General features: G+C 63.7%; 9 protein-coding genes. 6 read left to right on the top strand and 3 right to left on the bottom strand.

Translation table 11 applies throughout. The features are described 5' to 3' along the window. Positions 1 to 111: 111 nt before the first annotated feature. On the bottom strand, positions 112 to 1,569 hold the full coding sequence (locus V5F77_RS13285; protein WP_429005829.1) for an MFS transporter: 1,458 nt from the start codon (positions 1,567 to 1,569) through the stop codon (positions 112 to 114). 241 nt (positions 1,570 to 1,810) lie between these two features. Between V5F77_RS13285 and V5F77_RS13280 the strand changes: the two genes are divergently transcribed. Together V5F77_RS13280 and V5F77_RS13275 are read left to right on the top strand one after the other, a co-directional pair. Next, a complete protein-coding gene (locus tag V5F77_RS13280; RefSeq protein ID WP_429005828.1) occupies positions 1,811 to 2,401 on the top strand; it encodes a hypothetical protein in 591 nt (196 codons plus the stop codon). Between the two features lie 115 nt (positions 2,402 to 2,516). Further along, positions 2,517 to 2,765, top strand: a complete 249-nt coding sequence (locus tag V5F77_RS13275) for a hypothetical protein (RefSeq protein WP_429005827.1) — start codon at positions 2,517 to 2,519, stop codon at positions 2,763 to 2,765. A gap of 54 nt (positions 2,766 to 2,819) precedes the next feature. Here the strand turns inward: V5F77_RS13275 and V5F77_RS13270 are convergent, their stop codons facing one another. Beyond that, positions 2,820 to 3,752 (bottom strand): response regulator transcription factor, encoded by a 933-nt coding sequence (locus V5F77_RS13270; protein WP_429005826.1) that lies wholly within the window; start codon positions 3,750 to 3,752, stop codon positions 2,820 to 2,822. Further along, positions 3,742 to 7,107: a hybrid sensor histidine kinase/response regulator gene (locus tag V5F77_RS13265; RefSeq protein WP_429005825.1), complete on the bottom strand. Its 3,366-nt coding sequence runs from the start codon at positions 7,105 to 7,107 to the stop codon at positions 3,742 to 3,744. Before V5F77_RS13265 ends, V5F77_RS13270 begins: the two co-directional genes overlap by 11 nt. A 517-nt stretch (positions 7,108 to 7,624) precedes the next feature. Between V5F77_RS13265 and urtA the strand changes: the two genes are divergently transcribed. From urtA to urtD, 4 genes are all read left to right on the top strand, one after another. Beyond that, positions 7,625 to 8,905: an urea ABC transporter substrate-binding protein gene (gene urtA / locus V5F77_RS13260; RefSeq protein ID WP_429005824.1), complete on the top strand. Its 1,281-nt coding sequence runs from the start codon at positions 7,625 to 7,627 to the stop codon at positions 8,903 to 8,905. Between the two features lie 149 nt (positions 8,906 to 9,054). Further along, entirely contained in the window at positions 9,055 to 9,978 is a 924-nt protein-coding gene (gene urtB / locus V5F77_RS13255; protein ID WP_429005823.1) for an urea ABC transporter permease subunit UrtB, read from the top strand. Between the two features lie 11 nt (positions 9,979 to 9,989). Beyond that, complete coding sequence (gene urtC / locus V5F77_RS13250; protein ID WP_429005822.1) at positions 9,990 to 11,129, top strand: urea ABC transporter permease subunit UrtC; 1,140 nt, start codon at positions 9,990 to 9,992, stop codon at positions 11,127 to 11,129. A gap of 12 nt (positions 11,130 to 11,141) precedes the next feature. Further along, positions 11,142 to 11,909 (top strand): urea ABC transporter ATP-binding protein UrtD, encoded by a 768-nt coding sequence (gene urtD / locus V5F77_RS13245; RefSeq protein WP_429005821.1) that lies wholly within the window; start codon positions 11,142 to 11,144, stop codon positions 11,907 to 11,909. The last annotated feature ends 3 nt before the right edge of the window (positions 11,910 to 11,912 follow it).

Raw genomic sequence — 11,912 nt, 5'->3', positions numbered from 1 at the left:
GAACCGCCGTTCGGTCTTCGGCCTAAACCCGCGATGGGTCCCCGCGCAATAGGGGCCGTGGCATCTTTGGCAGACATCGTATGCGCGATTGCGGGCGGTGGGTGCGGCCGATCAGGGGTTGGGCTGCACCTCTTCGCGCGGATCCGGCAGGCTGTCCTTCTCCACCGGCGAGACCTTGCGGCCCGCCATCTCCGCGCCGGCATCCTTGGGCAAGCGAAGGAAGCTGATGACCGAGGTGGCGCTGATCAGGGCGACGATCAGGAAGGCCGGCGTGAAATCCGCCAACACCAGATTGGTCTCGCCCCGGAGATCGCGCATCACCTCCAGGATCAGGCCGGCAACGGCCACCCCGAGCGAGATCGACACCTGCTGCCCGACGCTGGCAAAGGAGGTCGCGCGGCTCATGGAGGAGGGCTCCACGTCGGCATAGGCGATGGCGTTCAGCGCGGTGAATTCGAGCGAGCGGAAGAAGCCGCCGATCAGGAGCACGGACATGATGACGAACGTCGGCGTACTCGGCGTGAACAACGCGTTAGAAGCGATGAAAGCTGCGGAAATCAGACTGTTCACCACAAGGACGCGGCGAAATCCGAAGCGGCGGATGATGGGGGCCGCGGTGGTCTTCATGATGAGCGCACCGGCCGAAGAGGCGAACGTCATCAGGCCGGAGGCGAACGGCGACAGGCCGAAGGTGAGCTGCAGCATCAACGGCAGCAGGAAGGGCAGCGCGCCGATGCCGATGCGGAACAGCGATGCGCCAATCACACCGGCACGAAATGTCGGCAATCGCAGCAGGTTGAGATCCAGCACCGCATGCGGCGTGGCGTGCGCATGGCGCACGTAAAGAGCGAGCGCCACGGCACCGATCGCGGTCACGCTCCCGGCCACCCAAAGCGGCACAAGCTCCTGTCCCATCACGGCGAATCCGAACACAAGTCCAGAAAGCCCGATCCCGGAGAGCACGAGGCCGTGCAGGTCGAGCGGCGGCACATCCTCCTCGCGCACGTTTTCGATGAAGCGGGTCGCCAGCACGATGCCCAAAATCCCAATGGGAACATTGATGTAGAAGATCAGCCGCCAGTCGAAATAGGTGGTGATGAACCCGCCCAGCGGCGGCCCCAGCACCGGCCCCATCAACGCGGGAACGGTGAGCCACGCCAGCGCGGACACCAATTGCGCCTTCGGGATGCTGCGCAGGATCACGAGCCGACCCACCGGCACCATCATCGCCCCGCCCATGCCCTGGATGATGCGATAAAGCACGAAGTCCGACAGGCTGGTGGACATGCCGCAGAGGATCGAGCCGATGGTGAAGATAACGATGGCAGCCCGAAATACGGTGCGCGCGCCATAGCGGTCGGCGGCCCAGCCGCTGGCGGGAATGAACACCGCGAGACTCAGGAGATAGGAGGTCAGGGCCAGCTTCAGCGCGACCGGGTCCTCCCCGAGCGAGGCGGCGATGGCCGGCAGCGAGGTGGAGATGACGGTCGAATCCACCTGTTCCATGAACAGCGCGCAGGCGACGATCAGAGGGATCAGGATTTCGCGGGGAATCTGGCGGGAAAGCATGGGCGCAGGCAATCTTGCTCCGCTTGGACTGCCCTCTTAAACCATCTTTTTCCATCCCGCCATGGCTTGCCGTCGCGGTTCGCCGATGCGCGCAAAGCCGCGTACGGCGAGGTTCCAGCCCGCTTATTCCCGCTTTATGCCAAAGCACCGCCTTCCGGATGGAGCCCTTATTGGGGCCGTTGCATCCTGTCTTCCGCAGCGCCAGGTTCGCCCTGCGCTGGCGTCAATGAAGGAGGGCTCAATGCCCCTGGCCATTTCTGCCGCCGTGCGGCATCGCCAAGACGACCCTGAAATCGAACCGGAGCCGTTCAGTCCCGCCGGGCGGCATCAATCGCAGTGCGAGGGACTTTCGCTCCGGTCCGCCACAGCGCCGACGGCCGACCCATCCCACGCGATATCTGCGAGCACGCCCACATGGTCGATCGAGGAAATCGCCGCTTTCGCCCATCTGAGGCCCTGTGATCACGTTGTCGTGCTTGGGCGGGAGGGCCTCAACCTCGCGCTCGCCCTGTGGCGCTCGGGTTTCACCAATGTTGGCTGTGCCCCCCGCAACCTCGACAAGGTCGCTCACGGCGCCGCCGATGCTTTGATCATCGACCATCTTCCAGCCGAGGAGGATTTCGCCGCCGCCATCGAGCGGAACCGCAGCTTCGTGCGCCGGGGCGGGTGGGTGCTGGTGCACGTAGCCCGCTCGGCAGGGCGCGGCGCCCTGCCGGCCCTGCGCGGCCTGCTGGCCAAAGCGGGATTTTCGGTGGGGCCGGGCATCGTGGACGGCGCCGGCGTCTGGATCGCCGCCCGCCGCGAGGACACCATGCCAAGGCTCGCGTCCTAGGCTGGCCGCTGTCGGAAGCGGTCAAGCATTTGTTGGCCGGAGCGCATCCCTAAATCTTGAAGGGCGCGGGAGCATTCCCATATGGACTCTTGGTTCGCAGGAGTGCCGCACGCCCATGATTTACATCGTCGCCGCCTTGCTTCCGCCGCTTGGCCTGCTGCTCAACGCGCAGCCGCTGTCGGCGATCGTCAATCTGGTGCTGATCGTGCCGTGCATCCTGCTCGGCCTGATCTTCCCGCTGTTTTTCGCGGTGCCCTCCGCCCATGCGGTGATCGCCGTGCACATGAAGCGCTCCGACCGACGCCAGCGCGAGATCGTGGATGCCATTTCGCGCCACGGTGTTCCGCCGGGCTGGGGCCGCTGAGCCCCGCGAAATTGGACGTCGTAACGCTTAAGGGCGCCCCCTCGGGCGCCCTTTTCATTGGCCGGACAGGGCGCGCACGGCCAGCGCGGTAGCGGAGGCGCGATTTTCGACGCCGATCTTCGCGTAGATCTGCTCCAGGTGCTTGTTCACCGTCCGTGGGCTGAGGCCCAGGATCTGGGCAATGTCCCGATTCGACTTGCCACGGGCGATCCAGGCCAGCACCTCCGCCTCGCGCTGGGTGATGGAAAGCGCCCGGCGGAGCACCTCTTCCTCCCGCGCCGGCACCTCGTCGATCACGCGCAGCAGGAACTCGCGTCCACCGATCTGGCCGACATAGGCGAGCTTCAGCGCGCGTGGGGGATCGGCGAGGCGGGAGAGGTCGATGCCATCGCGCTGCGCCGCGTCCGAGGTCTGGCATGCCTCCAGCCAGCGATGGACCGCCTGCGGCAGCACAAAGCCTTCACCGGGCTGGGCGGGGGCGATCTGCGCCATCAGGCGGGTGGCATGGGGGGTGCTCCAGAGCACCCGCCCGTCGAGATTGGCGGCCAGCAGGAACCGACCGGCCGCATCAAGCGCCACCTGCGCGCCCTGAGTCTGGCGGGCGTTGGCGAGATGCACCTTCATGCGGGCGATGATTTCGCTCGGTACGATCGGCTTGGTGACGTAGTCCACACCGCCGGCCTCCAGGCCCTGGACGATGTGCTCGGTCTCGGAGAGCCCGGTCATGAAGATGACCGGGACATGGGCGAGGGCCTTGTTGGTCTTCAGCGCGCGGCAGGTCTCGAAGCCGGTCATGCCCGGCATGATGGCATCCATCAGGATGATATCCGGGGTGATCTGCTCCACCAGGGCGAGGGCGTTCGCGCCCTCGACCGCCACCAGCACGGTGATGCCCGCCTCCTCCAGAGCGTCGGTGAGCATGCTCAGGGTTTCCGGACTGTCGTCCACCACCAGGACGATGTCGCGTCGCTTGGCGCTATGCATCATCGCTGCGCAGACCCTCCAGGACAGTCATGTAACGGTTGAGATCGAAGCTGCGGACGATGTCGCTCATCTGCGCGACGAACTCCGCATGGTCTGGGGATTCCTCGCCGAGCGCCCGGAGCTTGGCCTGGATGCCGCGGACATAGCCGATGCGCCCGAGCTTCAACAATTCCTCGATGTGGCGGTTTTCAGGCGCGATCAATTCGCCGGGCCGCGGGGCGGACTCCGGGGCGGGATCGTCATCGTAGATCCATTCGAGGCCCAGCAGCACCCGCAATTGCTCGAGCAATTGGCGCAGGTCCACCGGCTTGACCATCTGCTGGTCGTGGTGGCGGCCCTCCGCCTCGGGCCGGCCAATGTCGCCGGCGTTGGCGGAAATCATGATGATGCGTGCGCTTGGCGCCACTTTCGCGCGCAGGCGGCGCGCCGCCTGCCAGCCGTTGAGGCCGGGCATGGCGATATCCAGCAAAATGAGGTCCGGCTGGGTCTGCGCCGCCAGTTCCAGGCAAACGCCGCCATCCGGCGCGGTGAAGACGACGAAACCGAGCGGGCGCAGCAATTCACACATGAGATCGCGATGGGCCGGGTCATCGTCGGCCACCAGCAGTGTGCGCGGCTCCCCCCGATAGCCTGTGACACGCCGCTCGGCCGGAGCGGCATCGTCCGGGGTGGAGACCTCCGACAACAGGAGGCGAACGGCGAAGATCGAGCCGCCCTGCGGCCCGTTCCTCAGCACGATCTCGCCGCCCATGATCTCGGTCAACAGCTTGGTGATGGTCAGGCCAAGGCCGATGCCAGTGTAGGTGCCGGCCCGCCCGCCGCGCTCGAACGGCTCGAAGATGCGCGTGCGGTCCTCCTCGGCGACCCCGAGGCCGGTATCCTCAACCTCGAATTCCGCCACCTGATTGCGGAACGAAACGCGCAGGGCCACGTGGCCCGCGGCGGTGAACTTGATGGCATTGGACAGCAGGTTGATGAGGATCTGCCGCAGCCGCTTTTCGTCGGTAAACACCACCGGCGGCAAACGCTCGGAGCGGGTGTAGCGAAAATCGATGTCCTTGGCCTTCGCCTGCAAACGGAACATGTCGACCACCTGGTCGAGCAATTCGTGGATGCGCACCTTATCCCGGTTGAGATGCAGGCGGCCGGCCTCGATCTTGGAGATGTCCAGCAAGCCGTCGATGAGGCCGGAGAGATGCTCGGCGCTGCGGCGGACCACGCGGATCGCGTCCCGCCGGCCGGCGGGAATGGTGGTGTCGCGTTCCAGCAACTGGGCATAGCCGAGAATGGCGTTCAGCGGCGTGCGCAATTCGTGGCTGATGCCCACAACATAGCGACTTTTTGCGAGGTTCGCGGCCTCCGCCACCTCCTTGGCACGCTGGAGCTTGGCATCGGTGCGCTTGTGCGCCTCGATTTCGCGCATCAGCAGCGTAGTCTGGCGCTGGCTTTCCTCCTGCGCCACGTTTCGGCTTTCCTGCGCAAGCACGAACAACCACGCCACCACCCCAACGACGATGATGAGGACGAAATAGACCGTCCACAAGGTGGTGCGGATGGCGTCGCCATAGGCGGGGGATTCGAACGTGGCGTGGAAATAGATGATGGCCAGGATGACGGCGATGAGCGACGCGAGCGTCGCCAATATCGCGGTATAATGGCCGATCCGGGAATTCAGCCGCTTCACCGCCCAATGCGGTAAGGTGGCGGTCAGGAAGGCCAGGATCTGGTCGGCCGCGCGCGCACCGTCCTTGCAGCGGTCGCGGCAGCGGGCATCAAGCGAGCAGCACAGGGAACAAATGGGGCCCGCATACAACGGGCATTGGGCCATATCCTCATGCTCGAACTTGTGCTCGCATACGCAGCACCGGATCGTGCCCTTCCCGCTCCACTGCACCTTCGGCGCGCGCGCCGTGTAATAGCGGCCCTTGGTGGCCAATGCGATGGCCGGCGCCGCCAGGAAAGAGACGGCTAGCGCGACGAACGGTGCGAACGCCTGCAGCATGCGCCCGAACTGGCCGGAATAGGCCAGAACCGCCACCGCCGTCCCCAAGGCCACGGAGCCGACCCCGACCGGGTTGATGTCATAGAGGTGGGCGCGCTTGAACTCGATGGTGGGCGGGGAAAGCCCGAGCGGCTTGTTGACCACGAGGTCTGACACCAAAGCCGCCACCCAGGCGATGGCGACGATGGCATAGAGGCCGAGGATTTCGTCCAGCGCCTTGTAGATGCCGAGTTCCATCAGCATCAAGGCAATCGCAACGTTGAACACCAGCCACACCACCCGCCCGGGATGGGAATGCGTCAGGCGCGAAAAGAAGTTCGACCATGCGATGGAGCCGGCATAAGCGTTCGTCACATTGATCTTGAGCTGGGAGATGATGACGAAGATGCCGGTAAAGGCGAGGGCCGCCTGCTGGGAGGGCAGCATGGCCCCGAAGGCGACGAGATACATCTGCGTCGGCTCGGCGGCATGTTCCAGGCTGATTCCGTGCTGGAGCGCGAGATAGGCCAGGAACGAGCCGATCATCATCTTCAGCGCACCGGGAATGATCCACCCCGGCCCGGCCGCCAGAAGGCTGGCCCACCAATTGAACCGGTTGCCGGCCTCCCGGCGCGGCAGGAAGCGCAGGAAATCCACCTGCTCGCCGATCTGCGCCACCAAAGCGAAGACCACGGTGGAGGCGCCGCCGAAGGCGAGCCATGAGAAGCTGCCGTCCGCCGGCCCCAGCCGGCCGGTAAAATCGGTCCAGGCGGTAAGATCCTCCCCGTGGGTGAAGGCGATATAGGCGAGCGGAATGATGTGCAGCGCCAGCCATACCGGCTGGGTCCACATCTGAAACCGGGAAATAAGCGTGATGCCGTGGGTGACCAGCGGGATCACCACCAGCGCGCTGATGATGTAACCCAACGCAAGCGGGATGCCGAAGCACATCTCCAGTGCCAGCGACATGATCGCCGCCTCGATGGCGAAGAACAGGAAGGTAAACGACGCATAGATCAGCGAGGTGAAGGTGGAGCCGATATAGCCGAAGCCCGCGCCGCGCGTGAGCAAATCGATATCGACGCCGAATTTCGCGGCATAGAAGCAGATCGGAAAACCGGCGGCGAAAATGATCGCGCTGACCACCAGGATGGCGGCGATGGCATTGGTGAAACCGAACGAAAGCGTGATTGCCCCGCCGATGGCTTCAAGCGCGAGGAAGGAGATCGCGCCGAGCGCGGTATTGGCGACACGGAATGACGACCAGCGCCGTGCGCTCTTGGCGGTGAAGCGCAGGGCATAGTCTTCCAGGGTCTCGTTGACGACCCATTTGTTGTACTGCCGCCGAACTCGAACGATCCGCTGTTCCCCGGCCATTTGTTCCCCGGCCCTTATGAATTTCCCCAACGTCATGCCCGACCCTGCGCCAGACATCCCTGCCTCGCCGCCCATCCCACCCCGCGTGACCACCCCCAGCGGCACCGCGTGGTTGGCCGGGACGAGCCCGGCCATGACGAACCGGAGCGGCATCCACAAGATAATTCATTATGCCATGGCCTATTTGTCGACGCGTGGCTGAATTTATCGCGCTCCTTGCCGCCCCCTGACCAATTCGCAAGCATTTCCCCCGCTCTCACGACCAGTATTCAATATTCCCCCATCCCAAGAGAGACGCGTCCCCGCGCCTGCACGCTGCGGGCCCGCGCGCCCGCGCGCGCAAATTACAAAGCATGCGGAAAAACCTCTTCTGCCCGAGCGATCATAGGGCGTTCGTCGCTCGCCCATATACGTCAATCACCGTATTGCTGCGGCGCATCATCCCCGGAACCATGGAACCCAGGCAGGACTTCGTTCGGTCCTGTTTTCGATCCGTAATGCGCTGGAGGGGACCTTTATGTCGGGCAGCGATGATCGCAACAGCAAGATGAGTGCAACACGACGGGACGTCTTGAGGGGGGCAGCAGCCCTTCCTCTTGCCTCCCTCATCCCGGCCACAACCTTATTTTCGAGCCAGGCCGCCGCACAGGCACCGGCCACGTCTGCGGTGAATACAACAGGATTGGCCGTTACCGATACGGAAGTCACCGTCGGCATCCTGCATTCCGTCACCGGCACCATGGCGATCTCCGAAACCGGCTCGGTTCAGGCCGAGAAGCTGGCCATCGACCAGATCAACGCGTCGGGCGGCATCCTCGGCCGCAAGATCAAATACATCCAGGAAGACGGCGCCTCGGACTGGCCGACCTTCGCCGAGAAGGCCAAGAAGCTCCTGGTGCAGGACAAGTGCGCCTCGGTGTTCGGCTGCTGGACCTCCGCCTCGCGCAAAGCGGTTCTGCCGGTGTTCGAGCAATATAACGGCATGCTCTATTACCCGACTTTCTACGAGGGACTGGAGCAGTCGAAGAACGTCATCTACACCGGCCAGGAAGCAACCCAGCAGATCATCGCCGGCCTCAATTGGGTGGTGAAAGAACGCGGCGCCCAGACCTTCTACCTGCTCGGCTCCGACTATATCTGGCCGCGCACTTCAAATAAAATCGCGCGCAAGCACATCGAGAACTTTCTCAAGCTCAAGGTGGTGGGCGAAGAATATTTCCCGCTCGGCCATACGCAGTTCAATTCGGCCATCAACAAAATCAAGCTCACCAAGCCCGACGTGATCTATGCCATCATCGTCGGCGGCTCCAACGTCGCCTTCTACAAGCAGCTCAAGGCCGCGGGCATCGACCTCTCCAAGCAGACGCTGCTCACCATCTCGGTCACCGAGGACGAGATCCTGGGCATCGGCGGGGAAAATATCGCGGGTGCCTTCGCCTGCATGAAATACTTCCAGTCCCTCGACAATCCCAACAACAAGGCATTCGTCGAAGCGTTCAAGAAGACCTATGGCGATAAGATTGTGATCGGCGACGTGACGCAAGCCGCCTATCTCGGCCCCTGGCTGTGGAAGCTCACGGCGGAAAAGGCCGGCTCGTTCGACATCGACAAGATCGCCGCCGCCTCCCCCGGCGTTGCCTTCGACAAGGCGCCGGAAGGCTATGTGCGCATCCACGAGAACCATCATCTGTGGAGCAAGACCCGCGTCGGCAAGGCCCGCCCCGACGGCCAGTACGATGTCGTCTTCGAGACCGCCGAGCTGGTGGAGCCGAACCCCTTCCCCAAGGGCTACCAATGAGTTGAGGCTTTCACCTCTCCCCGAGGGGAGAGGTTGACGCCGCAAGCGGCGGGTGAGGGGCTCGCGACTCTCCGGTGAAGTCACAGCCCCTTACCCCAACCCTCTCCCCCTCGGGGAGAGGGGCAGGAAATCACCACGGGGGTGCTTTGATGCTGGGATATTCGCTCGGGGAGCTCGGCTCCATCTTCGCCATGCAGGCGTTCGCGGGCCTGATCCTGTTTTCGGTCTTCGTATTGATGTCGCTCGGGCTGGCCATCATCTTTGGTCAGATGGGCGTGATCAACATGGCGCATGGCGAATTCATGATCCTCGGCGCTTATATGACCTATCTGACCTCGCAGCTCTTCCAGAGCTATTTGCCTGGCCTTTATCCCATCTACTTCTTCGTTGCCATGGGGGTCGCCTTCCTCGCCAGCGGGGCGCTGGGCATGCTGGTGGAATGGGGCATGATCCGCTTTCTCTACAAGCGCCCGCTGGACACCCTGCTCGCCACCTGGGGTCTCTCCCTCATCATGCAGCAGGCGTTCCGCTCCATCTTCGGTGCCCGCGAAGTCGGTGTTGAACTGCCCGACTGGATGATGGGTTCGCTTCCCGTCACCGACACCATAGATGTGCAAATCAACGGCCTGTTCGTCATGGGCCTCACCACGCTGATCGCCGGCGCGGTCTATCTCCTCATGTACCGCTCGCGCTGGGGGCTGCAGGTGCGCTCGGTGATGCAGAACCGCACCATGGCGGGGGCGGTGGGCATCAATACCGAGCGGGTGGACCGCTACACCTTCGGCCTCGGCTGCGGCATCGCCGGCATCGCGGGGAGCGCCTTCACCATGATCGGCTCCACCGGTCCCACGGCGGGCCAACTCTACATCGTCGACACCTTCCTGGTGGTGGTGTTCGGCGGCGCGGCGAGCCTGCTCGGCACCATCGCCTCAGCCTTCACCATCTCCCAGGCCCAATCGACCATGGAATTCTTCATGTCCGGCTCCATGGCCAAAGTGCTGACCCTCATGGTGGTCGTGGGCATCTTGATGGTGCGCCCCGAAGGCCTCTTCGTCCTCAAAGTCCGCCGCTGAGGAGCGCACAGATGCAAAGCGAACCTTTCACCCTGCGCTCCAAGGATCTCATCGGCGTGCTGCTGCTGGCCGCCCTGCTGTTCGTGATCCTGCCGGCGATCCTCGATCCCTTCCGCCTCAACATGGTGGGCAAATATCTCACCTATGCCTTCGTCGCCGTGGGCCTGGTGCTGTGCTGGGGCAATGCCGGCATTCTTTCGCTCGGCCAAGGTGTGTTCTTCGGCCTCGGCGGCTATTGCATGGCCATGTATCTGAAGCTGGAATCCTCCAGTATCGAAGCGACCAAGATCCAGTCCACGCCCGGCATTCCCGACTTCATGGACTGGAACCAGATCACCGAACTGCCCTTCTTCTGGGTGCCGTTCAAATCGCTGGGGTTCTCGCTGGCAGCGGTGGTTCTGGTGCCGGCCATCCTTGCGCTGATTATCGCCTTCGCCCTGTTCAAACGGCGCGTCGGCGGGGTCTATTTCGCCATCATCACCCAGGCGATGGCGGCGATCGTGACGATCCTCATCGTCGGCCAACAGGGCTACACCGGCGGCATCAACGGCATCACCGATCTGCGCACCCTGCACGGCTGGGACATCCGCACCGATGGCGCGAAGACCATCCTTTATTTCGTCAATGGCGGCCTTCTGATCGGCTGCATTCTGCTGTGCCAGTTCGTTCGCCGCTCCAAGCTCGGCCGCATCCTCGTCGCCATGCGCGACAAGGAGGACCGCGTCCGCTTCTCCGGCTACGACGTCGCCAGCTACAAGATCTTCGTGTTCTGCTTCGCGGCGGCGCTGGCCGGCATTGGCGGGGCCATGTTCACCTTGCAGGTGGGCTTCATGTCGCCCTCCTTCGTCGGCATCGTGCCCTCCATCGAGATGGTGATCTATGCGGCGGTGGGCGGGCGGCTCTCTCTGCTCGGCGCGGTGTACGGCACGCTACTGGTGAATTGGGCCAAGACCTCGTTTTCCGAGAGCTTCCCGGAATTGTGGCTGTTCGGCCTCGGCGGCCTGTTCATCGCCGTGGTGCTGCTGTTCCCCAACGGCCTCGCCGGGCTCTACCGCTCCTATGTCGAGCCGCGCATCGACGCGCTGTTCACCCGCAAGCGCACCCCAGGCGGGGATGCCGCGCCCGCCGCCGCCCCGACCCTGGCCGAGTGAGGAGACAAACCCATGAATGCCGCTCCCATCACCGACCAGATCGCGCCCGATTTCCTCCTCGCCGTGGAGGGGCTCACCGTGTCCTTCGACGGCTTCAAGGCGGTGGACGACCTTTCCTTCTATGTCGATGAAAACGAGATCCGCGTCATCATCGGCCCCAACGGCGCCGGCAAGACCACGGTGCTCGATCTCATCTGCGGGCGCACCAAGGCGACCTCGGGCTCCGTGCGGTTCAAGAACACCGAACTGACCAAGCTGAAGGAATATGAGATCGTCCGCAAAGGGGTGGGCCGCAAGTTCCAGAACCCTTCGATCTATGACGATCTGAGTGTCTTCGAGAATCTGGAAATCTCGTTCCCGCGCGGACGCGGCGTGCTGGGTGCCCTCGCCTTCAAGCGCGACGCGGAAGTACGCGACCGGGTGCAGCACGTGGCCGAGACCATTTTTCTCGCCGATCAGCTTCACCGCAAAGCCGAGTTCCTCAGCCACGGGCAGAAGCAGTGGCTGGAGATCGGCATGCTGCTGATCCAGGACCCCGAGCTGCTGATGCTCGACGAGCCCGTGGCCGGGATGAGCGTCGCCGAGCGCAAGAAGACCGCCGAATTGCTCAACACCATCATCAAGGACCGCTCGGTGATCGTGATCGAGCACGACATGAAGTTCGTCGAGGACATCGCCCACAAGGTCACGGTCCTGCACCAGGGCAAGATCCTCTCCGAAGGATCCATGGCCAAGGTGAAGGCCGATCCGAAGGTGATCGAAGTCTATCTCGGCCATTGAGAG

This window comes from Roseixanthobacter psychrophilus (genome assembly GCF_043195195.1).
Taxonomy (GTDB): Bacteria; Pseudomonadota; Alphaproteobacteria; order Rhizobiales; family Xanthobacteraceae; genus NCEH01.
Note: the sequence above shows the minus strand (reverse complement) of the source record. Positions and strands in the feature narration are given on the sequence as shown.